The organism is Streptomyces nodosus (assembly GCF_008704995.1).
GTDB lineage: Bacteria > Actinomycetota > Actinomycetes > Streptomycetales > Streptomycetaceae > Streptomyces > Streptomyces nodosus.
This window is the reverse complement of sequence record NZ_CP023747.1, coordinates 4,757,834-4,781,844: the sequence shown is the minus strand read 5'-3', so window position 1 is coordinate 4,781,844 and position 24,011 is coordinate 4,757,834. Positions and strand designations below refer to the sequence as shown.

The window sequence follows — 24,011 nt, the reverse complement described above, 5'->3', positions numbered from 1 at the left end:
GTAGTACGAAGGCGCCCGGTGGCCGGTCCACCGGGCGCCTTCGCGCTACTGCTGGTTGTTCGGTTCGACCGGGTTCTCCGTCACCGGCTGCGAGGTGTCCGGGGCCGGCGGCTCGGACGTCGGCGGTTCGGACGTCGGGGGCTCTGACGTCGGGGGTTCGGAGGTGGGCGGCTCGGAGGTGGGCGGTTCCGTGGTCGGCGACTCGCTCGGGGACTCGGAGGGCGACTCCGAGGGGCTCGGCGGGGCGCTCGGCTGGACCGCCGCGCCCTGCCTGGTCTCCAGGTCGAACTTGCTGACCTCGCCCATCGCCGCGAAGGTGTACGCGGCCCAGATCTGCGCCGGGTAGCCACCACCGTTGATCCGGCCGACGCCCGGGATGAGGCCGGTGGCACCGCTCAGGGTGACCTGGGGGTGCGGCGCCTTGGCGCTCTCGCCGAACAGACCGACCGAGGTGATCAGGTCCGGGGTGTAGCCGGTGAACCAGGCCGACTTGTTGTTGTCGGACGTACCCGTCTTGCCCGCGACCTGCTGGCCCCGGCGCGCCGGGTTGTCCTGCACCGAGGCCCTGGCCGTACCGTCGTCGACCACTCCGGTGAGCACCGAGGTGACCGTGTCGGCGGCCTCACGGGAGATCACCTGGTCGCCGATCGGGTCCGGCAGCTCGACCGAGCGGTCCTTGTGATCGGCCGACTTGATGATCGCCGGGGTGACCTTCTTGCCGTGGTTGTCGAGCGTGGCATAGACACCGGCCATCTCCAGCGGGCTCGCGCCCATGGTGCCCAGCGTCTGGGCGGGCACGGCCTCCAGGCCCTTGGTGTCCATGCCGAGCTCGCCCGCGACCTTGAGCACCTCGTCCATGCCGACGTCGACGCCCATCTGCGCGAAGACCGAGTTGACGGACTTGTTCATCGCCGTCTGGACGGTGATGTCGCCGTAGTCCTGGTCGTCCTCGTTCGGCGGGGCGAAGCCGATCGCGCTGCCCTTGACGGGGCGGCCGCTGGTGCCGTCGTAGATGGTGTTGGCGTTGATCGGGCGACCGTCCTGCGTCTTGGCCTCCTCCTCCAGGGCGGCCGCCAGGATCAGCGGCTTGAAGGTGGAGGCGGGCTGGTAGTCACGCCGGGTCGCGTTGTTGGTGTAGTGCTTGAAGTAGTCGATGCCGCCGTACATGGCGACCACCCGGCCCGTCTTCCGGTCGACGGACACCGCGCCGGGCTGGACGTCTGCGTCCACGGAGCGCTTCTCGGGGTCCAGCTTGCTGGTCAGCTGGTCCTTGACGGCCTGCTCCAGGTGGTGCTGCTTCTTCTTGTCGATGTTGAGCGTGATGGTCCAGCCGCCGGCCGACACCAGCGCCTCCGCATCACTGATGGTGGAGGCGCTGCCCTGGGCGACGAGCTGGCGGTACAGCGACGCCCTGGCCGCATCCACCAGATAGCCGGTCTGCCCCTCCATACCGGGCGCCGGCCGAGGCGCCTTCGGGACCGGGAACTTCAGCTCCGCGCGTTTGCCCGCGTCCAGCCACTTCTGACCGACCATGTTGTCCAGGACGTAGTTCCAGCGTTCCTTCACCAGCCTCTTACCGGTGGGGCTGGCCACCGCCCAGTCGTACTGGCTCGGTGCCTGGAGCAGCGCCGCGAGGTAGGCGCCCTCCTCGACCGAGAGTTTCTTGGCGTCCTTGTGGTAGTACGCCTGCGCCGCGGCCTGGATGCCATAGGCGCCACGGCCGTAGTAGCTGGTGTTGATATAGCCCGCGAGGATGTAGTCCTTGGACTTCTGGCGGTCCAGCTTCAGCGAGATGACCAGTTCCTTCAGCTTGCGCGTGACGGTCTGGTCCTGGGTCAGGTAGTAGTTCTTGACGTACTGCTGGGTGATCGTCGAACCGCCCTGTGCGCCCTTGCCGGACAGGGTGTTGAGTATGCCTCGGGTGGTGCCCTTCAGGTCGATGCCGGAGTCCGTGAAGAAGGACTTGTTCTCGGCCGCCACAAAGGTGAGCCGGACCTCCTTGGGCACCTCGGCGAGGTCGACGTTCTCACGGTTGACCTCGCCGGTCCGGGCCAGGATGCTGCCGTCGCTGTATTTGTAGATATTGCTCTGCTGCGTGGCGGCGGCGTTCCCGGCGGGAATGTCGGTGGTGGCGTAGAGCACCACCAGGGCGCCCATCACCAGCAGCACAAAGCCGAAGATCGAGCCGAGCACCGTCTTCCAGGTGAAGAACCTGCGTATGCCGCTCTTCCCGCCCTTGGCGTCCCCCGCGGACGAGCGCTCAGGTGCGGCGCGGCGGCCGCCGCGCTGCCGAGCTCGTCGTTCTTCCGCTCGTCCCATGAGTCGTTCCGCTCCGCTTCGCTCTCGTGTGCCGCACAGGTGACTGGCTCGGGCCAGCTCAGCAAACTAACACCGCCCGGTATGAGCGGGGCCCACCGATCCCGTCCCTCGGGGACGCCGGCGACAGCACCTGCCTCTACCGAGACCGACGATCGTGAGGCATGGATGGTTGTCGAGAGCAGTAAAGTGCTAGCAGTTAATTAGCTCACGGCTATACCACGAACCGGGGAGAAACGGCCCATATCGGCATGCGGCACCTCCCCCGCCGCGTCGTACCGCAGATGCCCGCACCGCGCGTGCGGGACTAAACCGCCCGCAGCATCGATGGCGGGATCACGCTGACATTCGGCCTGATCGGACCCCGTCCACCGGGATCACCCGGATCACCGGGCAGGACATCGTGGAACCGGACGAGAAACGGAAGGCCCATGACCACTCCCTCCGGAGGCCCGACCCCTCGGCGCGGGCCGCAGCAGCGCAAGCAGATGCTGCTGCGGCTGGACCCGTCGGTCTACGAGGCGTTGGCCCGCTGGGCCTCCGACGAGCTGCGCTCGACCAACGCCCAGGTCGAGTTCCTGCTCCGCCGCGCCCTCGCCGAGGCGGGCCGGCTGCCCGGCGGGGCGAAGCCGATCCCCCGCCGGGGGCGCCCACCGGCCGAACCCGCGCCGGAGCCCGAGCCCTGACCGGTGGCAGAACCGTGACAATCACCTCTGACCAGTAAGGACACCGCCCGGACGGCGAACTGCACACCGTGTGTATACATCGCAGGTATACACGGTGTGTACAGTGCTTCCCATGTCCATCGGTCACACTCTCCTGGGACTCCTGGAGTCCGGCCCCCGCCACGGTTACGACCTGAAGCGGGCCTTCGACGAAAAGTTCGGTCACGACCGGCCGCTGCACTACGGCCAGGTCTACTCGACGATGTCCCGGCTGCTGAAGAACGGACTCGTCGAGGTCGACGGGATCGAGGCGGGTGAAGGCCCCGAACGCAAGCGGTACGCGATCACCGACGCCGGCGTCACCGATGTGGCACGCTGGCTCACCACTCCGGAGAAGCCGGAGCCGTATCTGCAGTCGACCCTCTACACCAAGGTCGTGCTGGCGCTGCTCACCCATCGCGACGCGGCCGGTGTCCTCGACACCCAGCGGTCCGAGCATCTGCGGATGATGCGGATCCTGACCGACCGCAAGCGCCGGGGCGACCTGGCCGACCAGCTGATCTGCGACCATGCCCTCTTCCACCTCGAGGCCGATCTGCGCTGGCTGGAACTGACCGCGGCCCGTCTCGACAAGCTCCGTGAGGCGGTGTCCCGATGACCCCTGCTCCCGGCTCCCTGCTGGCCGCCGAGAACCTGCACAAGGCCTACGGCCCGACCACCGCCCTGGACGGGGCCGGCTTCTCCATCCACGCCGGCGAGGTCGTCGCCGTGATGGGCCCCTCCGGCTCCGGCAAGTCCACCCTGCTGCACTGCCTCGCGGGGATCGTCACCCCCGACTCGGGGTCGATCACCTACGACGGCCGTGAGCTGTCGGTCATGACCGACGCCCAGCGCAGCGCGCTGAGGCGCTCGGAGTTCGGCTTCGTCTTCCAGTTCGGCCAGCTGGTGCCCGAGCTGACCTGTGTGGAGAACGTGGCCCTGCCGCTCCGGCTGAACGGCACCTCCCGCAAGGAGGCCGAGCGGAAGGCGCTGGCGTGGATGGAGCGGCTCGAGGTCGACGATCTGCGCAAGAAGCGCCCCGGCGAGGTGTCCGGCGGCCAGGGACAGCGTGTCGCGGTCGCGCGGTCGCTGGTCACCTCGCCGCGGGTGCTGTTCGCCGACGAGCCGACCGGCGCGCTGGACTCGCTCAACGGCGAGCGCGTGATGGAACTGCTCACGGAGGCCGCCCGGTCCTCCAACGCGGCGGTCGTCCTCGTCACCCACGAGGCGCGGGTCGCCGCCTACTCCGACCGCGAGATCGTCGTACGGGACGGCAGGTCCCGGGACATGGAGCGGATCGCATGAGCGTGCGTCAGTGGACCCGGGACCTGAGCATGGGGGCCAGGTTCGCGTTCACCGGGGGCCGCGAGGGATGGCTCCGGGTCGTGCTCACCGCGGTCGGCGTCGGGCTCGGCGTGGCACTGCTGCTGCTCACGACCGCGGTACCGAGCGCGCTGTCGGTCCGGCACGAGCGCAGCGAGGCCCGCGAGGACTACACCTACAGCCAGCACCCCCCGGCGAAGGCCGACAACACCCTGGTGATCGCGGACATCGACACGACGTACCACGGCAAGGAGATACGCGGACGGCTGGTGGAGCCCGACGGGCCGCGGGCGCCGCTGCCCGCGGGAGTGAGCGCGTACCCGGGGCCGGGCGAGATGGTGGTCTCCCCCGCGCTCAAGAACCTGCTCGACTCCGGCTCCGGGAGGCTGCTGCGGGAGCGGCTGCCGTACCGCGTGGTCGGCACGATCGCCGAGAGCGGACTCATCGGCTCGCGCGAACTGGCCTACTACGCGGGCATGGAGAACCTGGCGCCGCGCATCAACGGCTGGCAGGTGGCCCGGATCGCCGAGTTCGGCAGTCCACAGCGGACGCAGGAACGCTCGGACCCGGTGCTGCTGCTGCTCGTGATGGTCGTCTTCGTGGCGCTGCTGATGCCGGTCGCCGTGTTCATCGCCGCGGCGGTGCGGTTCGGCGGCGAGCAGCGCGACCGCAGGCTCGCCGCGCTCCGGCTGGTGGGCTCCGACAGCCGGATGACCCGCCGGATCGCGGCCGGCGAGGCGCTGGGGGGCTCGCTGCTCGGACTGGTCCTCGGCACCGTCTTCTTCCTGGCAGGACGTCAGGCCGCCGGGTCCGTCGAGGTCGTCAGCATCAGCGTCTTCCCCAGCTACCTCAACCCCTCACCCTGGCTGGCCGCACTGGTCGCGGTGGCGGTACCGGCCGCGGCGGTGCTGGTCACCCTGCTGGCGCTGCGCGGAGTGGTCATCGAGCCGCTGGGCGTGGTGCGCACCGCGAAGCCCGCGCGGCGCCGGCTGTGGTGGCGGCTGCTGCTGCCCGTCGTGGGGCTGGCGATGCTCTACCCGATGTTCGACCAGGGCCGCAGCAACGGGGACTTCAACCAGCCTCTGGTGATCGGCGGTGTGACCCTGCTGCTGGTCGGGGTGACCGCGCTGCTGCCCTGGGTCGTGGAGACGGTCGTCGCCCGGCTCGGCGGGGGCGGGGTGGCCTGGCAGCTGGCGGTGCGGCGGCTCCAGTTGAGCAGCGGTACGGCGGCACGCCTGGTGAGCGGCATCGCGGTCGCGGTGGCCGGGGCCATCGCGCTCCAGATGCTCTTCGCCGGGGTGCAGGACTACTACACCAAGAACTCCGGGAGGAACCTCTTCCGGGCGCAGATGGAGGTGAGCGCGACGCAGGGTGCCGCGCTCAACGGTGCCACCGATAAGTTCTCGGCCACGAAGGGCGTGCTGAAGGCCACCGTGCTGTCCGAGGCATCGATCGGTGACGCGTCCTGGACGGACGGGGAGGGGCCGGACCTCGCGGGCGGGGCGACGGTCGGCGACTGCGCCGCCCTGCGCGAGGTGGCGCGCATGTCCTCCTGCCGCGACGGGGACGTCTTCGCCCTCCGCGGCGGCCAGTTCGACGCCGACACCGCGAAGATGGTCAGGCCCGGCCGCGAGCTGCACTTCCAGACCTCCACGGGTATGGACCACTACGAGGATGTCCCGTGGACCGTCCCGGCCACCCTGAAGTCCGCCCGCTCGATCGAGGACCCGAGAGGAGAGCGGCGCAGCGGCCTGCTGATGACACCTTCCGCGGTGCCCGCGCGGGTGGCCGCGTCGATGGGGGGTTCGGTCTATCTGTCGATCGACCGGTCGGTGCCGGACGCGCACGAGTATGTGCGCAACACGGCGGCGGCGATCGACCCGATGACGAGCGCCTATGCGTGGGTGGCCACCGAGGAGTCGAAGAAGTTCACCTCGATCCGCACCGGCCTGTTCGGCGGCGCGATCTGTGTGCTGCTGCTGATCGGGGCGAGCCTGCTGGTCTCACAGCTGGAGCAGCTGCGTGAACGGAAGAAGCTGCTGTCGGCGCTGGTCGCCTTCGGTACCCGGCGGCGCACGCTGAGCCTGTCGGTGCTGTGGCAGACGGCGGTCCCGGTGGCGCTGGGCCTGGTGCTGGCCGCGGCGGTGGGGATGACGCTGGGAGCGGTGCTGCTGAAGATGACGGGCACGCCGGTGGGCGTGGACTGGCCGAGCGTGCTGGCGATGACCGGCATGGGCGCGGGAGTCGTCCTGGCGGTGACGCTGCTCAGCCTGCCTCCGCTGCTGCGGCTGATGCGTCCGGACGGGCTGCGGACGGAGTAGCCGGAACAAGCCCGTGCGGGCCCCTCCCCGACCGGGAGGGGCCCGCAGGCGTTCACCCGGAGCCGCTCCTTCACCCCCGGGTCAAGGATGTGCCACGCCCGGTCGCTGCCCGGCCTCCGGCCCCAACACCCGTACGGGCAACGACCGCAGTGCCTTCCGCAGCGCCTCGGCCAGCTCCTCGTACTCGGCACCCCGCGCGGCGCCCGCGCGCATCGCGAGAGCGACCCGCCGGGTCGGGGCCGGGTCCGCGAAGAAGCCGGTGCGCAGCTCCTCGCTGCGGGCGGTCTCCACCTTGACGGCGGTGCGCGGCAGCAGCGTGACACCGAGGCCGCCCGCGACGAGCTGGACGAGGGTGGACAGGCCGGCGGCGGTCGTGGTCACCGGCACGCCCTCCCGTCCCCCGCCGCCCTCGGCCGAGGAAGTGCGTCCCGCCCCGCTGATCCCGCGTCCGGCCTCCCGGCAGATGTCGAGGGCCTGGTCGCGCAGGCAGTGCCCCTCGTCGAGCAGCAGCACATTCACCTCGCGCAGGGCCTGACGGGGTATCCCCTGCCGTCCCCCGAGCCGGTGGTCGAGCGGGGTGACCAGCACGAAGTCCTCGTCGAAGAGGGGGAGTTCCACGACGCCCGGGGCGCCCAGGGGGACGGCGAGCAGCAGCAGATCCAGACGGCCGCTGGTCAGCCCTTCGAGCAGGCTGGCGGTCTGCTCCTCGTTGACCTGGAGATCGAGCTGCGGGTAGCGGTCGTGGAAGAGTCCGAGGACGGTGGGCAGCAGATAGGGCGCCACCGTCGGGATCACCCCGAGGCGCAGCACCCCGGTGAAGGGCGCCCGGACGGCCTCGGCCTCCTCCAGGAGGGCGCCGACCTCCGCCAGTACCGCCTTGGCCCGTACGGCCAGGCGCTCACCGGCGGGGGAGAGCAGCACCCTGCGGGTGGTGCGCTCCAGCAGGGTGACGCCGAGGACCTCCTCCAGGGTGGCGACGGCACCGGACAGCGCGGGCTGGCTCATGCCGATCGAGGCCGCGGCATCGCGGAAGTGCAGATGCTCGGCGACGGCGGCGAAGGCGCGGAGCTGGGAGAGACTGGGCTGGCGGCGCCCATGGGTCTTCGTCCCCACCATGGTCGTGCCCCTTACCCAATGTCACTGATAGCCGGTACCGATCAACACGACCAAGTGTATCTATTTCCCGAATCAATGCACCCTGTGCCAGGATCGAGATCGTCCAACCCAAGAGAAGCGCCTTGTCGTACGCGGTGCTTCTTCGCTGCAAGGAGAGCACGTGCTCACTGTCGGTGACAAGTTCCCCGAGTTCGAACTGACCGCCTGCGTCTCGCTGGAGAAGGGCGCGGAGTTCGAGCAGATCAACCACAAGACCTACGAGGGCAAGTGGAAGATCGTCTTCGCTTGGCCCAAGGACTTCACCTTCGTGTGCCCGACCGAGATCGCGGCCTTCGGCAAGCTGAACGACGAGTTCGCCGACCGTGACGCCCAGATCCTCGGTTTCTCCGGTGACTCCGAGTTCGTGCACCACGCCTGGCGCAAGGACCACCCGGACCTGCTCGAGCTGCCCTTCCCGATGATGGCCGACTCCAAGCACGAGCTGATGCGTGCCCTGGGCATCGAGGGCGAGGACGGCTTCGCCCAGCGTGCCGTCTTCATCGTGGACCAGAACAACGAGATCCAGTTCACCATGGTGACCGCCGGTTCCGTCGGCCGTAACCCCAAGGAGGTTCTGCGGGTCCTGGACGCCCTGCAGACCGACGAGCTGTGCCCCTGCAACTGGAGCAAGGGCGAGGAGACCCTCGACCCGGTCAAGCTGCTGGCCGGTGAGTGAGCGATGTCCCTCGACTCCCTCAAGTCCGCCGTACCGGACTACGCCAAGGACCTGAAGCTCAACCTGGGCTCGGTCATCGGCAACTCCGACCTGCCCGCGCAGCAGCTGTGGGGCACCGTGCTGGCCACGGCGATCGCCTCGCGCTCGCCGATCGTGCTGCGCGAGCTGGAGCCGGAGGCGAAGGCGAACCTCACGCCGGAGGCGTACGGTGCGGCGAAGGCCGCGGCCGCCGTCATGGCGATGAACAACGTCTTCTACCGCACGCGCCATCTGCTCTCCGACCACGAGTACGGCACGCTGCGCGCGGGTCTGCGGATGAACGTCATCGGCAACCCCGGGGTCGACAAGGTCGACTTCGAGCTGTGGTCGTTCGCCGTGTCGGCCATCAACGGCTGTGGGATGTGCCTGGACTCGCACGAGCAGGTGCTCCGCAAGGCCGGTGTGGAACGTGAGGTCATCCAGGAGGCGTTCAAGATCGCCTCGGTGGTCCAGGCGGTCGGCGTGACGCTGGACGCGGAGGCGGTCCTCGCGGAGTAGTCCGCGACGATGCTCTCCCTCGGGGCCCCGCTCACCTTCACGGTGGGCGGGGTCCCGGGCTTTTCCGGGGGCGCGGCCGGGCCGGGGCCGGTTCCGGCGTCAGGCCTCGGAGGGGCTCTCCTGCGACGGCGGCGTCTCCGGCTGCGGCGGAGCAGTCGACGGCCGGGGCGGCACACTCGGCCGGGACGGGACACTCCCCGCGGGGCTCACCGGGGGCTCGGCAGACGGTCGGAGCGTCGCGGCCGGCTGCGGGGCCGGTGCTGGCTCCTCGGACGACGCCGCGTACGAACGCAGATAACCCACGACCGTGTTCGAGACCGCCACCAGCGGCACCGCCACCACGGCTCCGGCGATCCCGGCGATCATCCCGCCGGCCGTCACCGACAGTACGACCGCCAGCGGATGGACCCGTACCGCGCGGCCCAGGATGAACGGCTGCAGGATATGACCCTCGATCTGCTGCACCGCCAGGACCACGACCAGCGTCATGATGGCGGTGAAGACGCCCTGGGTCACCAGCGCCACCACCACCGCCAGCGCACCCGACGCGACCGCGCCCACCAGGGGGATGAAGGAGAAGAGGAAGATGAACACGGCGAGCGGCACGGCCATGGGGACATTGAGGAAGTAGATGCCCAGGCCGATGAAGATCGCGTCGATCAGGGCCACGATCACCGTGCCGCGGACATAGGCCGTCAGCGTCCGCCAGGCCTGCGGGCCCGCGCCCGCCACGCCCGGCCGCGCCGCCGCGGGCACCAGCTTCAGCGTCCACTCCCAGATGCGGCGGCCGTCGTACAGCAGGAAGAGGGTCGAGAAGACCGTCAGCAGAATGCCGGTCAGCGCCTCGACGATGACCTGCACGCCCTCCAGGCCCGTGGAGGTGATCTGGTCGGCGTTGGCGCCGATCGCGTCGCGCAGGCTCTTGGCGATCTGGTTGATCTGCTTGTCGGTGACATGGAACGGACTGTCGAGCAGCCAACGGCGCAACTCGTCGATGCCGTCCTGGATCTGGTTGGAGAGCGAGTCGATGTTCTCCATGACCTGCCAGGTCACGAACCAGCCGATGAGGCCCATGATGACGAAGCCGAGGATCGCGGTCATCGCGGTCGCCGGCCCCCGGGGCACCCCGTGACGCCTCAGCCAGGCCACGGCCGGCTGGAGCAGCGCCGTGATGAGGAGCGCGCACACAAAGGCGAACACCACCAGCTGGATGGCGCTGATGACCCGCATCAGCACCCAGACGGTGCCCGCGAGGATGAGCAGCCGCCAGCCCGCCTCGGCCGCGACCCGTACGCCCCACGGCACCGCCTCGACGGGGTGCGGGCGCTGCGGTACGTCGGGGGAATGGGCCGGTGGCGGGGGAACGCTCTCCGGTGCCGCGGACGGCCCGGGTCCGATGTGCTCCTTCTCCACCTCGGCGCGGCGTTCGTCGAGCCGCTCACCCACCTGGGTCAGTCCGGCGCCGAGCTTGGAGAGCCACCCTGGCACTTGCGACATGATCCGTCCTCTTCCCCCGTGTCCCCGGGTGCTCCCCACCACTCCCCCCTGGAGTCGTCGGTTCCGACCGTACAGGGCGGGACCCGGTGCCCGTGCACGACCGAGGCCCCCCACCTGAAGACGGTGAGGGGCCTGGTGAGGTTGAGCGGCCGCGGGTGCGCGGACCGTGGCTCAGTACCAGTGGTTGGCCTGCCAGTACGACCAGGCACCGCACGGGCTGCCGTAGCGGCCGTTCATGTAGCTGAGGCCCCACTTGATCTGGGTGGCCGGGTTGGTCTGCCAGTCGGCGCCGGCGGACACCATCTTGGAGCCGGGCAGCGCCTGGAAGAGACCGTAGGCACCGGACGACGGGTTGGTGGCATGGAGGTTCCAGCTGGACTCGTGGTCCACGATGTTGCTGAAGCACTGGAACTGGTCGGCCGCCACCATCTGACGCGCCATCGCCTGGATCTGCCCGATGGTGTAGGAGCTCTGGACCGCGAAAGTGGTGACGGACTCACGGGCCGCGTCGCGACTGGCCTTCTCCTCCGCCTCCTTGCGCGCCTTGGCGTCCTCCTCGGCCTTCTGCGCGGCCTTCTGCTTGGCGACCGCGTCCGCGGCGGCCTGCTTGCGGGCAGCGGCCTCGGCGTCCTTCTTGGCGCTCGCGTCCGCGGCGATGGCCTGTACGTCGGCCTGCTGTGTCAGGGACGCGGTCTGTACCTCGACCTGCTCACCCGCGGGTATGTCCGCAAGGAGGGTCGTTCCGCTCGCCGTTGCCTCGGCGTCGCTCATGGGCTGCCCGGCGTTGCCCGAGGCAACTCCGGTGACGGCGCCGACAGCGGTGACCGCCGTGGCCGAAGCCACTGCGAATCCCCGGACCGAAATCCGGCTCACACGGTTTCCTTCCAGCGTCGCCCGCTTCGGTGACCCTGGCGGACGCAATCGTGCCCCTCACGCTGGCCTCCCAACTGCGGGGTCACGGGAGGCACGGGCCCGGTGGGCAACTCCCCGCAGGGAGCGACCGCGTCATGCTCGGGCGGCATACGACGACGCTATGGAGTTCGGATGCTTCAGCCGTGCTGTACCTCACCCCACGACCGCGAGGCCGTGGGACGTGCCCCTGGGGGCACAGGTGTGTCGTATGCGGGGCCTGACAGGAATGAGACTCTGCCGTAATCCGACACCGGGTGGCAATTCTGAGGTGCGTGTGAAAGCTCACATCCCGTTCGGCCCAGCGGATTGCCGGGAAATGCCACGCACGAAGGCGCCGTCCGGCTAGGCTCTGCAGCTTTGCCGGACGGCGCCGTTCGATGAACTACCGTCCCGAGTCGGGCATTCGGGTCAGAGCTGCCCGTCCTCCAGCATTTCCGTCACCAGGGCGGCGATCTGGGACCGCTCGGACCGCGTGAGAGTGACATGGGCGAAGAGCGGATGACCCTTCAGCTTCTCCACCACGGCGACGACACCGTCGTACCGACCGACCCTCAAGTTGTCCCGCTGGGCCACGTCATGGGTGAGGACCACCCGTGAATTCGCCCCGATCCTGGACAGAACGGTCAGCAGAACGTTCCGTTCGAGTGACTGGGCCTCGTCCACGATGACAAAGGCGTCGTGCAGCGAGCGGCCGCGGATATGGGTGAGCGGGAGGACCTCCAGCATCCCGCGCGCGGTGACCTCCTCGATGACCTCGCGGCTGGTGACCGAGGACAGCGTGTCGAAGACCGCCTGCGCCCAGGGGCTCATCTTCTCGGCCTCGGTGCCCGGCAGATAGCCGAGTTCCTGTCCGCCGACCGCGTACAGCGGGCGGAAGACCATCACCTTCTGGTGCTGCCTGCGCTCCAGCACCGCCTCCAGGCCCGCGCACAGCGCCAGCGCCGACTTGCCGGTGCCGGCCCGGCCGCCCATGGACACGATCCCGACGTCCGGGTCGAGCAGCAGATCGAGGGCGATCCGCTGCTCCGCGCTGCGGCCCTTGATGCCGAACGCCTCGCGGTCCCCGCGCACCAGACGGACATCGCCCTCGGCCGTGACCCGGCCCAGCGCCTTGCCACGCTCCGACTGGATCGTCAGACCGGTGTGCACGGGCAGGTCCGCGGCCTCGGGGACATGGACGTGTCCCTCCTCGAAGAGGAGATCCACCTGTTCGCCGGAGAGGACCAGTTCCGACATCCCGGTCCAGCCGTTGGTGTCCGTGATGGCCAGTTCCGCGCGGTACTCCTCGGCGAGGAGCCCGACGGAGGACGCCTTGATCCTGAGCGGGAGGTCCTTCGACACGACGGTGACATCGCATCCCTCGGCCTGCAGATTGCGGGCGACGGCGAGAATGCGGGAGTCGTTGTCCCCCAGCCGGTAGCCGGTGGGGAGCACGCTGGGGTCCGAGTGGTTGAGCTCCACCCGGAGGGTGCCGCCCAGGTCCCCGATCGGCAGGGGGGCGTCGAGGCGGCCGTACCGCACCCGGTAGTCGTCGAGCCGGCGCAGGGCCTGCCGGGCGAAGTAGCCGAGTTCGGGATGGTGCCGCTTGGCCTCCAACTCCGTGACCACGACCACCGGGAGCACGACCTCGTGCTCGTCGAAACGGGTCATGGCGTTCGGATCGGCCAGCAGGACGCTGGTGTCGAGAACATAGGTGCGCCGGTCTGGCTTGCGACGCTGTGCGCTGGTCACCACGGAAGGACGTACCCCCTCGGATGAGGTCGGGGAGCGACGGAGTGGAGCAGGACCGGTCGACGGCCACGATGCACGGGCCGAGGACCGGCCCTCCACTGCTTCTTCCGTGCCGGAACCGCACGGTCGGGCTGGTGCAAAGGGCCTCCCGGGCGGACGACCCCGAGCCGTCCGCTGAGATACGGCACCCGTGGTTCGGGTGTCGACCTGCTTCGTTTATGCCCTCGAACAAGCGCTGCCATGCCATGGCATATGACGGCGCTCCGGTGAACTCCGGGTGACACGCGCGGCCGAGCGGGTGAATCGCGCCCCGTCCCGGCCGCCGCGACGGGAGGTCGTCTCAGCCGCCGTACCGGCGGTGCCGCGCCCCGTAGTCACGCAGGGCGCGCAGAAAGTCGACCTTGCGGAAGGCGGGCCAGAAGACCTCGCAGAAGTAGTACTCCGAATGGGCGGTCTGCCAGAGCATGAACCCGGACAGCCGTTGCTCGCCACTCGTCCGGATCACCAGATCGGGGTCCGGCTGGTGGCTCGTGTAGAGGTGCCGTCCGATCAGGTCGATGTCGACGGAGTCGGCGAGCTCCTCCATCGTGGTGCCCTTCTCCTGGGCGTCGAGGAGCATCGAGCGTACGGCGTCGGCGATCTCCTGGCGGCCCCCGTAGCCGATGGCGACATTGACGACTATCCCGTCGACGTGCGCGGTGGCCTGCTCCGCCTCCTTGAGGGCGGTCTGCATGCCCGTGGGCAGCAGATCGAGGGCGCCCACGTGGTGGACGCGCCAGCGGCCGTCGGCGGCGAGGGAGCGGACGGTGTCCTCGATGATCCCGAGGAGCGGAACCAGCTCCTCCTTCGGCCGGTCGAAGTTGTCCGTCGACAGCAGCCAGAGCGTGACGACGCCGACCTCCGTCTCGGCGCACCAGCCGAGGAACTCCTCGATCTTGTCGGCCCCGGCCCGGTGGCCCTGCGCGGTGGTCGACCCCGCGGCCTTCGCCCAGCGCCGGTTGCCGTCCATGATGATGCCGATGTGCTTGGGCACCTGAGCGTGGTCCAGGTGGCCTTCCACCCGGCGTGCGTACAACCTGACCAACAGGCTGCGCAGCTTGTCGCGCAGGTTCACGTGATTGTCAGCCCCTCCGTGCGGATCAGACAGGTTCGGGCGTGCGCGATCCCCGTCAGATAACGGTCCCCGGGGGCGAAGCCTACCCCCGGAAAACCGGGGCTCCGCCAAGGGGCGTCGGTGCTCCGTCCGGGGTCCCAAGGGGTGAACGGGGGCCCTGCGGCAGGGAAATCAGGGAGACCGTGTGCGGGTCGGTGCGGGACCGGCGGGCCAGGTCGGCGGGGTGTGCCGTGGGCGGGCGGCGGGGCGGTGCGCGGGCGGGTCCGCACGGGGAAAGAAAAAACGGGCCGGTCCGTGGGGGGGGAGACGGACCGGCCCGAGGGGGGGCTTCCACCATAACCCTTCGTAAGTGGTGCTGTGTGCATCGGCGTGCCACAACTACTCTCCGAATTCACTCGGCGACGCCCCGGTGAGCCCGGGAGCGCTCGTTCAGCGCGCGATCATGGCGAGAACACAGCCCATTCACAAGGAATCCGGCTTGATCCCGAGGTATCCAAGGGTTCTGTGCCGCTTTGTGAAGCATCCGACACGGTCGTTCGCCTTACTCCCGGTGGGTGACCCGCACGGGGAACGCGCGCTTGACTCCGTGGCTAAGGTCACGGTCATGGCGATGCTCACAACGGCGGGGACCCCGGGCGGGGTGCCGCTGGAGGTCGCCCGGTCGGCGCGGGACCGGCGGCGCGGGCTGCTCGGGCGGGACGGGATCGAGGGGGCGCTGCTGCTGAGCCCGGCGAGCGCGGTCCACACCCTGGGCATGCGCTTCGCGATCGATGTCGCCTATCTGGACCGGGGGCTGCGGGTGACGGCGGTGCGGACGATGCGGCCCGGGCGGATCGGCCTGCCTCGCCCCCGGGCGCGGCACGTCCTGGAGGCGGAGGCCGGTGCGCTGAGCCGCTGGGGGATACGGCGCGGGACCCGGCTGACGGTGTTCCCTGACGACGTCCTCCGACGGCCCTCCGCCACGGCCCCCTCCGACGGCGCCTGACGGCGGCACCTGACGCGCGGTCGACCGGGTCCGGGGCACCGCGCAGCCCCCTCCACCGCGCGGTGCCGACCGCGTGGCTTTGCTCACGCGAATTACCTTGGTCTGAACTTACAATGCCTCAGGGAGGCAGGACGAGCCGTCCCCGATAACGATGCGGAAACCCTCGCGCCGATGTCCCGTCAGCCGGTCCCCTGTCCCACCGGGGTGCGGGCCTCGATCAGGAAGCGGGTGCTGTGGGCCACGAAGGGGCCCCCGGACTCGATCCGCCGGTGCAGCTCCCTGAGCCGGGGCTCGTACCGCTCCACGGTGAAGTCCGGGACGATCCAGATCACCTTGCGCAGGAAGTGGACCACGGCGCCGATGTCATGGAACTCCATGCGCAGCCGCGCCTCCCGCAGGTCCACGACCTCCAGTCCGGCCGCCTCGGCCGCGGCCCGCGCACGCCCCGGGTCGCGGAAGCTCAGGGCGTCTTCCGACTGCGGCCCGAGGAAGTACTCGGCGACCTCCACGACACTGGCCGGGCCGACCTGCTGCGAGAAGTAGGTGCCCCCGGGGCGCAGCACGCGGGAGATCTCCTGCCAGTGGGTGCGCACCGGGTGCCGGCTGGTGACGAGGTCGAAGGCGCCGTCCGCGAACGGCAGCGGCGCGTCCTCGGGCGAGGCGACGACCACGGCACCGCGCGGGTGGAGCAGGGCGGTGGCCCTGGCGACATTGGGCGGCCATCCCTCGGTGGCCACGGTGACCGGCGGCAGCACCGCCGCGGAGGCCAGCACCTCCCCTCCCCCCGTCTGGATGTCGAGCGCGGCGGACGCGTGCGCCAGCCGTTCCGCCATGGCACCCGCGTATCCCCACGGGGGCCGTTCCTCCGTGGCCCGGCCCTCGAACCAGGAGAAGTCCCAGCCGTCGACCGGGGCGTCGACGGCTTCTTCGACGAGGTCCTCGTAGTTGCGGCCGCTGCTCATACGGTGATCGTGCCGGGGACCGGCCGGGGTGTGCCACCGGATTAACCGGACCGTGGACCGCGCTACGGCACCAGGGGACGTACCTCCCGGGCCACGAACCGGACGAAGCCCTCCGGGTCCGGTTCGTCCGCGGTGGGCTGGAGGACCACGGTGTCGGCACCCGCGTCGGCGAGGCGCCGGACGGCCTCGGCGACGGCTTCCGCGTCCCCGGCCGCACCGTGTTCCGGCAGCGAGCCCTCCCCGTCGGCCTCGGTCTCGGCACGCAGCCGCGCGGCGGCGTCCGGTCCGGTGGCCGCGCGGAGATAGACCACGACGGGGTGAGGGCCCGTGCGACCGGCCGACTCCCGACCCTCGTCGATGAGCTGACGGGCCCTCCGGACGCCGTCGGGCGGTGTGGCGGCGGTGAGGATGCTCCCGTCGGCCGCGGCTCCGGACAGCCGCAGTGTGCGCGGCCCGGTGGCCCCGGCGAACACCCGGACCGTCCCCTCGGGCGGCCAGTCCAGTGCGACGCCGTCCAGCGTCACATATCGCCCCTCCGTGGTGACGCGCTCACCACGCAGCAGGGCCCGCAGCGCCTCCAGATACTCGCGCAGCAGCGTCATGGGCGACTCGGCGCGCGCACCGACCTGTCCCATCCAGCTCTGGACGCCGTGTCCGACACCGAGGATCGCCCGCCCGGGGAACATCCGCTCCAGCGTGGCGGCCTCCATCGCGGTGAGCGCCACATTGCGCAGCGGCACCGGCAGCAGTCCGACGCCCACCCGCAGCCGCTCGGTCCAGGCCAGCGCGGCGGACGCGGCGGAGACGCCCCCTTCCAGAAAGCAGTCCTCCCACAGCCACAACTCCTCGAGGCCCGACTCGTCCGCGATCCGCGCCAGCGCGCGCAGTCGCTCGGGAGGCAGTTGGGGCCGGAACACCGCACCGAGTCCAGTCATACGAGCTTCCTATCGGGCGGGCCCGGCCGACACAACACCGCTGCCGGGAGAGGCCCTCACCTGCCGTCCGCCGCCGGGCGCTCGTAGTGCAGCAGCACCACCCCGTTGCCGAACCGGCGGGAGTCCTTCAGCCGCAGGGAGGTCAGGGTGTCGGCCTCGGGGAAGAGCCGCTTGCCCCGGCCGATGAGCACCGGATGGACGTACACCCGGAACTCGTCGATGAGGTCGTGCCGCAGAAACTCCGCGGTGAGGTCGGCCCCGCCGAGCGCGAGGTCGCCGCCGTCCTGCGCCTTGAGCGCGAGGATGTCGTCGACGACGACCTCCCGGACGATGGTGGTGTGCCAGTCGGCGTGCTGGAGCGTCCGCGAGAAGACGACCTTCGGCATGTTCCGCCAGATCCGGGCGTACTCGACCATGGGCCCGGTGCTGTGCGGATCCGCGTCGGCGGTGGGCCAGAACCCGGCCATCAGCTGGTGGGTGACGCGACCGCTGAGGAAGGCGCCCATCGGTGCGAGCACCTCGTTGAAGTGCCGGTGCAGCTCGTCGTCGACCAGGTGCCAGTCGATCTCACGGTTCGGGCCCTCGATACAGCCGTCGAGGGACATCGACATCATCAGGACGATCTTTCTCATCGCGCACCTCACCGACGTCGGTCCCGGCATCGGCGCCCACGGTACTCAGGCACGGCGGACCGGTCCCCCCTTGCCACGCCGTACCGCCTCGGACACCTGCTGCGTCAGCCGGCGGACATTCCCGTGCCGGCACCCTCCGGGGCGCCGGCACCACCCGCTCCTCCCCTCGGGAACGACACCTCCACGCGACGGTTCTTGCGGCGGCCCTCCTCGGTGGAGTTGTCGGCGATCGGGTAGTCCTCGCTGTAGCCACGCACCTCGAAGGTGACATTCGGGCCGAGGCTCCCGGCCAGCAGGTCGTGGACCGCCTCGGCGCGTTTCTTGGAGAGCGTCAGGCCGTGGGCGTAGGAGCCCAGGTCGTCCGTGAAGCCGAAGACGCGGATGTTCGTCGCGTTCTGCTTCTTCGCCTCCTCCGCGATGGCGTCGATACGGGAGCGCGCCTCCGGGTTCAGCTTGGAGCTGTCCTTGGGGAACAGCACCTCCGCCTGGAGCGCGAAGGTGACGTTCTCATTGGTGTCCTCCCGCCGCTCCTCGCCGCCGAGGTCCTCGACGACCGACTTGATGTCCAGCACCTTGGCGGGAGCGAGGCGCGCCCCGTCGGCGAGCTTCAGCCCGGGGCTGGCGGGGTCGACGGAGGGGGGCGGGGAGGTGGTGACGGTGCCGGGGGGCGCGCTGGGATCGTCGTCGGCCGCGGCCGAGGGGGCGCCGGTCAGGGTGAGGGCGGTGAGGAGACCGAGTGCGGTGAAGGCGGTGCGGGCGGAGGCCACGGTCGCTCACCCCTGGGAGATCTCGATGGAGGCGGGGGGCATGCCACCGACCTGGAAGTCGACGGTGGTGGTGTCTTGGGGCGGGGCGGGGAATTGGGCGAACCACTGGGCGGTGCCACCGTCCGGCACTCCCCCGGTGAACTGCGTACAGAGGCAGCGCCCCGAGGTGTCGCGGAGGATCAGGTACTTCTTCTTGCCCTTCTGATCGATCAGGCTGGCTCCCGCGATGGAGCCGCCGTTCTTGGCCAGCTCCCGTTCGTCACCTCGCCAGTCCGCCGCGACCCACAGCGTGCCCGTGTTGTTCGTGACGCTTCCCTCGACGGTCATGAAGCCCCCGCTGTCACGCTTGGCGGAGGTGACGGCCAGCGTCAGACCGTTCTGCCCTTTGACCTCGGCGAGCACCGTGTCCTGCTGGGGCGCCTCGGACTCCTTCTGGCCGCTGCCGCTTCGGGTGGGCGCGGAAGTGGGGGCGGCCCCCTTGTCCGACTTCCCGTCATCTCCCCCACCACAACCGACCGCTGTGAGAAGCAGCCCAGCCGTGATCGCCATCGCGCTCAGCGCTCTGCGGCTATTCATGGTGTGCCGAAAGTCCATCGGTACGGCTTCCTTTCACTCGGCCAGATGCACAGAGAACAGCACGGACGCGTCAGGAAGGTCGTCCGAACGGAAATCTTCGGGGTCGATGTCGACGAGTTGGCCGGCGCAGTCCAGTTGTACGGACTTCTCGGGGTCGGCGTCCGACGCATAGGTGCAGCGCGGCTGGATGACCGCCGTGGCGTGGGCCTTGGCATGCATCGTCTCCGTGCCCGGGATGATGGACTTTCCGACCGTGTACCGCGTCTCGATCGACACGCGGTATCCGGGGAAACCGCTCACGACCGTGGGAACGGCCCCGCCCACCACGGTGGCATCGTTCTGGGCCGCGAGCCGCTCGGCCGCGCTGGTGGCGCCCGTCCCCTCGTAGAGGTCGCCTCTGAGCCACTTCAGCCAGTCGTCGTCCTCGCCGATGGCCCCTTCGAGCCGGGTCATCAGCTCGTCGCGGGAATCCTGTGCGGCAGCCAACGCCGCGGCGTCCGCTGCCGATTGGGCTCCGTTACGGGCGGACGCCGCCTGCGCGAAGACGAAGAAGGCGACGGCGGCGAACAGCAGAATTCCCGTCAACCAGATGTAGAGGGGAAGCGTTTGCCCACGATCGCCCGGTCGGCGTAAGGAAATCAGCCGCCGATGACGTTGTTCACGGCTCTCATGATCGCCCCCGAGATCGCGCCGTCGAGCCCCAGGCCGTCGATCATGGTGAAGATCCCCGCAATGATGATCATCAACCCGGCATACTCCACGAACCCCGCCCCGGCATCCCCCCGCATCCGGGAGACCACGGTCCGCCGCCACGCGCCGATCCGGCGCCTCGTCCTGGTCATCACAGTCCCTGGCCTCCCAGCCGATGCCGATACCGATACCGCCGACCCTGGCACCGTAGGTGAAGGAACCCTCACTCCGAGTGGGCCCAGGGGCCCAACTTCCCTGGCGGCGGGCGGTCATCGGCTCCACCCCTCCCGTGAGGTGCCCAGCCAGTGGGCGATCGCTTCGCTGCGCGAGGAACTGTGCAACTTTGCAAAGATGCGATTGATGTGATTCTTGACGGTCTTCTCGCTGATGAAGCAGGCGGCGGCGATCTGACGGTTGTTCATGCCGGACGCGATGAGATCCATGACCTCCACCTCCCTGGAGCTCAGACCGAAGTCCAGCCACCCCGGGGTGCGACGCCGGGGGCCTTCCGCGCGGGCCGAACGGGCCTTCGACGACTGTGCCACAATCGGTTGCATCCGCGAAGACTTTTGCCGTGATTCATGGGAAGCGGCGAGCGAGACGGCCGAGGAGAGCGTCGGTCTCCCCCGGCTCACCTCCCAGACCGCCGTGAGCAGTTCGTCGGCCGTGAACTCGCCGTGCACCAGGTAGCCGGAGGCCCCGCGGTGCAGTGCCTCGGCCACCACCTCGGGTTCCCTGCTGTAGGTCAGCATCATCACGGGGGCCGTGCGGGCCAGTTCGGGCAGTGCGGTCAAACCGTCCGTGCCGGGCATACGGACGTCCAGGAGGACCAGGTCGGGACGGTGACACCGGGCGTGGGCCAGCGCCTGGCCGCCGTCCGCGGCCTCCGCCACCACCTCGATGCCGGGGTGGGCGGACAGCAGGGCGGTCAGGCCCGCCCGTACCACCGGATTGTCGTCGGCCACCAGGACACGCAGCAGCGGTCCGGGGAGTCCCTGGTCAGGCATGGGCGGCCTCCTCGTGCGGGGGAGGGGGAGCGGGCGCGGAGAGCGGGAGGTGCAGATGGATCTCGGTGCCGCCGAGCGGTGAGCGGCCCAGCCGGAGCCGGCCTCCCAGGGAAGCGGCGCGTTCGGTCATGCCCAGCAGACCGAAGTGGCCGCTCTTCGCCAGGTCCCCGGGAGAGACGGCGGCGGGCAGGCCGGTGCCGTCGTCCCCGATCCGCAGGCCGAGGGCCGTGCCCCCGGTGGTGTCGACCGTGACCCGTACCCGGGTGGCGCGGGCATGGCGGTGGGTGTTCTCCAGTGCCTCCGAGAGGATCGCCAGCAGTTGCTGTGCCGTCGCGAACGGCAGCAGCAGCGGGGTGTCCGGCGTGGTCAGTTCGGCCGCGGTCCCGGTGCGTGCGGTGAACTCGCGTAAGCGGACGTCGATCTCGGGAGCCAGGGCCAGCCGGTCGGCCGCCGGGTCGGTGCGGCGGCGCAGGTCCGACAGCAGATCCCGGGATTCGGTGGCCGCCCTGCGGGCCGCGCCCGCCACCAGGGTCGCCTGACGCCTGAGCGTCTCGGGCTCGCGGTGCGCGGCCGAGACCGCCAGGGCCTCCGCCGCCAGCGCCAGGCCGTGCAGGGTCTTGGCCACGGAGTCGTGCATCTCCCGGGCGAGCCGGGCGCGTTCGGATTCGACGGCCTCCGCGGCGGCGAGCCGCGCATGGGCCTCGGAGAGCGCCACGCCGGCCGCGCCGAAGCGGAACAGCAGATTGCGCAGGGTCACCCCGATGATGCCGGCGGCGATGCAGAAGCCCGCGACGAGGAGGGTGCTGGTCCCGGCGCCCGGGCGGTGCTGCCAGGCCCTGAACACCGTCAGCACGACGGCCAGTTGGAGTCCGGTGAGCACGCCGGCGCCCCGCCAGCCGTAGAGCAGCCCGGCCAGCAGGGGGGTGCAGACGGTGGCATAGGCGAGCGGGGAGGCGGGGGACGCGGTCAGCAGCAGGGTGGCGACGAAGAGGAGGTCCAGCGCCATCAGCGAGGGGTGGGCCAGCAGCCGTGGGCCCACCCGGTCCCAGTCGCGCAGCAGGGCGTAGGAGGTCATGACGCCCAGCACGGCGGCCACCAGCACGGCATGGCGGGGCGCGCCGTCCCGGGCGCCCGCCAGGGCGAAGGGGGCACCGATCACGACCAGGGCGAGGCGCACGGCCACGGTCTGGCGGCACAGGGCCTGCACCGCGCCCAGCTGGAGGCGGACGCCGTCGGGCGCCGGGGCGTCGTCCTCCAGATACCCGGGGGCGGAGTGATCGGTCCGTCTGCTCGTCATCGGCCCAGAATCGATCCGAAGTCGGTCCCCGACCCCAGGAACATGCCCGTGGCGATCAGGATCATGGTCGCCGGGAGCATGAAGACCAGGGTGACCAGGGTGGCCTTGGGGATCGTCTTGGCCGCGCGGCGGCGGGCGTTCTGGGCGTCGGTGCGGCGCATGTCGGTGGCCAGCTGGATCAGGGTCTCCGCGATCGGGGAGCCGAGTTCCTCCCCCTGTTGCAGTGCCGAGACGAACTGGGCCACCTGCTCCGAGGAGTTGCGCCGGCGGAGCTCGTCGAAGGCCTGGCGGCGGGAGACCCCCATGTCCATCTGGCGCAGGGTGATGCGCAGTTCGTCCGCCCAGGGGCCCTCATAGCGCTCCGCGACCCGGTCCAGGGCCTGACGGAAGCCGAGCCCGGCCGAGACGACGACCGCGAGGACGTCCAGGAAGTCCGGCAGCGTACGGTCGATGACGTCCTTGCGTTCGCGGACGGCCTGCCAGATCAGGGCGTCGGCGGCGAGCAGGCCGAAGGCGAGGGTGGCCAGGGCGAGCAGCGGACTGCCGTTGCTCAGGAAGATCAGGGCCATCAGGACGCCGAAGACTCCGTACACCGCCCGGCGTGCGGCGTACCGCTGCAGGGTGAGACCGCCCGGGTTGCCCGCCATGTCGATACGGCGGCGCTTCTCGTCCGCGCGGCGGGGGCCCATCAGCCGCAGCACCAGCGGGGCGAAGCGCATACCGAGGCGGTCGACGGCTGATCCGGCCTTGGAGACCCGGGTGGCGCCGACCTCCAGGGCCAGCGCGAGATCGCCGGGCAGCTTGGCGTCCGCGCGGATCAGCCGGATGCCCAGCAGGATCCCCGCGGCGGAGAGGGCCGTCAGCAGGGCGAGGAACAGCGGCAGCATCTCGGTCTCCCCCTCACACTTCGATCTTGCCGAGGCGGCGGATGACGAGGAAGCCGACCGTGTAGAGGGCGAGCGCGAGCAGCACCAGTCCCTGGCCGAGCGGGGAGCCGGTGACCCGGGCGAGGGCGCCCTCGTTCGAGGAGTTGATCAGGACGAGGGAGCCGAGGCCCAGCAGCGGCACCGTGAAGGCGGTGGCATGGACCTCGGAGAGCATCGTGCGGACCTCGCGCCGGGTCTCCTTGCGGTCCTCCAGGGTCTGGGTGAGATTGCGCAGCGAGCTCACCACCGAGCCGCCCGCCTTGTTGGCGAGGACCAGCGTGGTGACCAGGACGATCAGCTCGCGGGACGGCAGGCGTTCGGCCAGTTCGCCGAGGGCGTCGTCGACCGACCGGCCCAGCGTCAGCTGATCGGCGACCCGGGCCAGTTCCTCACCGGCCGGGGCCTCCAGTTCCTCGGCCGCCATGGCGAGCGCGGTGCGCAGGGCGAGACCGGCGGCGGTGGCGTTGGCGAGCAGGCGGGCCACGTCAGGGAGCTGGTTGATGAACGCCTCGATGCGTTTCTGGCGCTGCCAGTTGAGGAAGACGGCCGCGCCCCACACCGCGACGAGCGCGGCGATCGGCCCGAAGAAGGGGGCCAGGCTGGCCGCCGCGATCAGCCACAGCGCGAGGACCACGGCGGTGACACCGGCGAAGAACTCGCCCGCCGACAGATCGAGTCCGGTGGCCGACAGACGCAAATGGAGCGTGCGGCCGAGGCGGGTGCGGCGCAGCCGGCGGTCGAGGGCCGTGAAGCGCCGTACCCGGCCGGTCGCCGTGCGGCCCGGTCCCGGCGCACCGCCGCCGGAGAGCCGGTCCACCAGTGCCCGGCGCTGGGCGCGCCCGGAGGCGTACAGATGCGCGCCCGCCAGGGCGAGGGTGCCCGCGAGGACGGTGGCGCCGAGCGCGAGGAGGGCGGGGTCGTTCATGGCTCGCTCCTCTCGTGAGCGGG

The 24,011-nt window shown here is 70.4% G+C and carries 24 protein-coding genes; 7 read left to right on the top strand and 17 right to left on the bottom strand.

The genetic code is table 11. The features are described from left to right. Positions 1–45: 45 nt before the first annotated feature. Complete coding sequence (locus tag CP978_RS21675) at positions 46–2,319, bottom strand: transglycosylase domain-containing protein (protein WP_043443492.1); 2,274 nt, start codon at positions 2,317–2,319, stop codon at positions 46–48. A gap of 428 nt (positions 2,320–2,747) precedes the next feature. Here CP978_RS21675 and CP978_RS21670 point away from each other — a divergent pair, with 428 nt between their 5' ends. The 4 genes from CP978_RS21670 to CP978_RS21655 all read left to right on the top strand — a co-directional run bounded on the left by CP978_RS21670 (position 2,748) and on the right by CP978_RS21655 (position 6,664). After that, a complete protein-coding gene (locus tag CP978_RS21670) occupies positions 2,748–3,002 on the top strand; it encodes a type II toxin-antitoxin system antitoxin (RefSeq protein WP_043443490.1) in 255 nt (84 codons plus the stop codon). Positions 3,003–3,114: 112 nt separating this feature from the next. Continuing rightward, on the top strand, positions 3,115–3,639 hold the full coding sequence (locus CP978_RS21665) for a PadR family transcriptional regulator (RefSeq protein ID WP_043443488.1): 525 nt from the start codon (positions 3,115–3,117) through the stop codon (positions 3,637–3,639). Then, positions 3,636–4,325 (top strand): ABC transporter ATP-binding protein, encoded by a 690-nt coding sequence (locus tag CP978_RS21660; RefSeq protein ID WP_043443487.1) that lies wholly within the window; start codon positions 3,636–3,638, stop codon positions 4,323–4,325. Before CP978_RS21665 ends, CP978_RS21660 begins: the two co-directional genes overlap by 4 nt. After that, entirely contained in the window at positions 4,322–6,664 is a 2,343-nt protein-coding gene (locus tag CP978_RS21655; protein WP_043443485.1) for an ABC transporter permease, read from the top strand. The genes CP978_RS21660 and CP978_RS21655 overlap by 4 nt, the downstream gene beginning before the upstream one ends. 81 nt (positions 6,665–6,745) lie before the next feature. Here CP978_RS21655 and CP978_RS21650 read toward each other — a convergent pair whose 3' ends face one another. Continuing rightward, positions 6,746–7,780, bottom strand: coding sequence for a LysR substrate-binding domain-containing protein (locus CP978_RS21650; RefSeq protein ID WP_043443483.1), 1,035 nt, complete (start codon positions 7,778–7,780; stop codon positions 6,746–6,748). 160 nt (positions 7,781–7,940) lie between these two features. Between CP978_RS21650 and CP978_RS21645 the strand changes: the two genes are divergently transcribed. Next, the gene (locus CP978_RS21645) at positions 7,941–8,495 is read left to right on the top strand and encodes a peroxiredoxin (RefSeq protein ID WP_043443481.1); all 555 of its coding nucleotides are present in this window, start codon (positions 7,941–7,943) and stop codon (positions 8,493–8,495) included. A 3-nt stretch (positions 8,496–8,498) separates the two neighbouring features. Then, positions 8,499–9,032 (top strand): alkyl hydroperoxide reductase, encoded by a 534-nt coding sequence (locus CP978_RS21640; RefSeq protein ID WP_043443479.1) that lies wholly within the window; start codon positions 8,499–8,501, stop codon positions 9,030–9,032. Between the two features lie 99 nt (positions 9,033–9,131). Here the strand turns inward: CP978_RS21640 and CP978_RS21635 are convergent, their stop codons facing one another. From CP978_RS21635 to CP978_RS21615, 4 genes are all read right to left on the bottom strand, one after another. Next, positions 9,132–10,529: an AI-2E family transporter gene (locus CP978_RS21635; RefSeq protein WP_052454230.1), complete on the bottom strand. Its 1,398-nt coding sequence runs from the start codon at positions 10,527–10,529 to the stop codon at positions 9,132–9,134. Between the two features lie 171 nt (positions 10,530–10,700). Further along, entirely contained in the window at positions 10,701–11,402 is a 702-nt protein-coding gene (locus CP978_RS21630; RefSeq protein ID WP_043443475.1) for an aggregation-promoting factor C-terminal-like domain-containing protein, read from the bottom strand. A 447-nt stretch (positions 11,403–11,849) separates the two neighbouring features. Beyond that, entirely contained in the window at positions 11,850–13,175 is a 1,326-nt protein-coding gene (gene phoH2 / locus CP978_RS21625; RefSeq protein WP_043443473.1) for an RNA 5'-3' helicase PhoH2, read from the bottom strand. A gap of 337 nt (positions 13,176–13,512) precedes the next feature. Then, the gene (locus CP978_RS21615; RefSeq protein WP_043443471.1) at positions 13,513–14,286 is read right to left on the bottom strand and encodes an isoprenyl transferase; all 774 of its coding nucleotides are present in this window, start codon (positions 14,284–14,286) and stop codon (positions 13,513–13,515) included. Between the two features lie 604 nt (positions 14,287–14,890). Between CP978_RS21615 and CP978_RS21610 the strand changes: the two genes are divergently transcribed. Continuing rightward, entirely contained in the window at positions 14,891–15,271 is a 381-nt protein-coding gene (locus tag CP978_RS21610; protein WP_052454229.1) for a DUF192 domain-containing protein, read from the top strand. Positions 15,272–15,450: 179 nt separating this feature from the next. Here the strand turns inward: CP978_RS21610 and CP978_RS21605 are convergent, their stop codons facing one another. The 11 genes from CP978_RS21605 to CP978_RS21555 form a co-directional block, all read right to left on the bottom strand. Next, positions 15,451–16,233, bottom strand: coding sequence for a class I SAM-dependent methyltransferase (locus tag CP978_RS21605; RefSeq protein WP_043443469.1), 783 nt, complete (start codon positions 16,231–16,233; stop codon positions 15,451–15,453). Between the two features lie 62 nt (positions 16,234–16,295). After that, the gene (locus CP978_RS21600) at positions 16,296–17,168 is read right to left on the bottom strand and encodes an LLM class flavin-dependent oxidoreductase (RefSeq protein WP_043443467.1); all 873 of its coding nucleotides are present in this window, start codon (positions 17,166–17,168) and stop codon (positions 16,296–16,298) included. 56 nt (positions 17,169–17,224) lie between these two features. Next, positions 17,225–17,800: a dihydrofolate reductase family protein gene (locus CP978_RS21595; RefSeq protein ID WP_150478275.1), complete on the bottom strand. Its 576-nt coding sequence runs from the start codon at positions 17,798–17,800 to the stop codon at positions 17,225–17,227. A 104-nt stretch (positions 17,801–17,904) separates the two neighbouring features. Then, positions 17,905–18,567: an OmpA family protein gene (locus tag CP978_RS21590; protein WP_043443462.1), complete on the bottom strand. Its 663-nt coding sequence runs from the start codon at positions 18,565–18,567 to the stop codon at positions 17,905–17,907. Positions 18,568–18,573: 6 nt separating this feature from the next. After that, on the bottom strand, positions 18,574–19,161 hold the full coding sequence (locus tag CP978_RS21585; protein WP_043443460.1) for a hypothetical protein: 588 nt from the start codon (positions 19,159–19,161) through the stop codon (positions 18,574–18,576). Positions 19,162–19,176: 15 nt separating this feature from the next. Continuing rightward, positions 19,177–19,782 (bottom strand): pilus assembly protein TadG-related protein, encoded by a 606-nt coding sequence (locus tag CP978_RS21580; RefSeq protein WP_079162545.1) that lies wholly within the window; start codon positions 19,780–19,782, stop codon positions 19,177–19,179. Then, on the bottom strand, positions 19,782–19,985 hold the full coding sequence (locus CP978_RS21575; RefSeq protein WP_052454228.1) for a hypothetical protein: 204 nt from the start codon (positions 19,983–19,985) through the stop codon (positions 19,782–19,784). The genes CP978_RS21580 and CP978_RS21575 overlap by 1 nt, the downstream gene beginning before the upstream one ends. A gap of 117 nt (positions 19,986–20,102) precedes the next feature. Beyond that, positions 20,103–20,840: a response regulator gene (locus CP978_RS21570; protein ID WP_043443458.1), complete on the bottom strand. Its 738-nt coding sequence runs from the start codon at positions 20,838–20,840 to the stop codon at positions 20,103–20,105. Further along, on the bottom strand, positions 20,833–22,137 hold the full coding sequence (locus CP978_RS21565) for a sensor histidine kinase (RefSeq protein ID WP_043443456.1): 1,305 nt from the start codon (positions 22,135–22,137) through the stop codon (positions 20,833–20,835). The genes CP978_RS21570 and CP978_RS21565 overlap by 8 nt, the downstream gene beginning before the upstream one ends. Then, positions 22,134–23,024: a DUF5936 domain-containing protein gene (locus CP978_RS21560; protein WP_043443454.1), complete on the bottom strand. Its 891-nt coding sequence runs from the start codon at positions 23,022–23,024 to the stop codon at positions 22,134–22,136. Before CP978_RS21560 ends, CP978_RS21565 begins: the two co-directional genes overlap by 4 nt. 13 nt (positions 23,025–23,037) lie before the next feature. Next, positions 23,038–23,988: a type II secretion system F family protein gene (locus CP978_RS21555; RefSeq protein WP_043443452.1), complete on the bottom strand. Its 951-nt coding sequence runs from the start codon at positions 23,986–23,988 to the stop codon at positions 23,038–23,040. Positions 23,989–24,011: the final 23 nt, after the last annotated feature.